This window comes from Sulfurimonas sp. (assembly GCF_026991475.1).
Lineage (GTDB): Bacteria > Campylobacterota > Campylobacteria > Campylobacterales > Sulfurimonadaceae > Sulfurimonas.
Genome location: NZ_JALXBK010000089.1, coordinates 13,516 through 13,825, shown reverse-complemented (window position 1 = coordinate 13,825; position 310 = coordinate 13,516). Strand labels below are relative to the sequence as shown.

Sequence of the window (310 nt, the reverse complement as noted above, 5' to 3'; positions counted from 1 at the left end):
GAGGAAGAGAGTGCTCTTGAAGATATTTTAAAAGTAGAGATGCTTGAACTTACTCTTGGTTATCAGCTTATTAAACTTGCAGACAACTCTCAGGGCGGGGATTTACTAGAGCGTATCCGTTCCATGCGTAGAAAAATTGCCAGTGATTTTGGATTTTTAATGCCACAAGTGCGTATACGCGATAATCTCCACCTCAAACCAGATCAATATCAAATTTTACTCAAAGGAATCAGCATCGGAGAGGGAATAATCAATCCCGATAAATTTTTGGCAATGGATAGTGGAATGGCTACAGGAGAGATTCAAGGTG

Annotated in this window: 1 protein-coding gene; it reads left to right on the top strand. The window is 40.0% G+C overall.

What is annotated here, in order from left to right:
- The coding region (locus tag MV589_RS07395) for an FHIPEP family type III secretion protein (RefSeq protein ID WP_297433446.1) at positions 1-310 on the top strand (310 nt) is incomplete at both ends.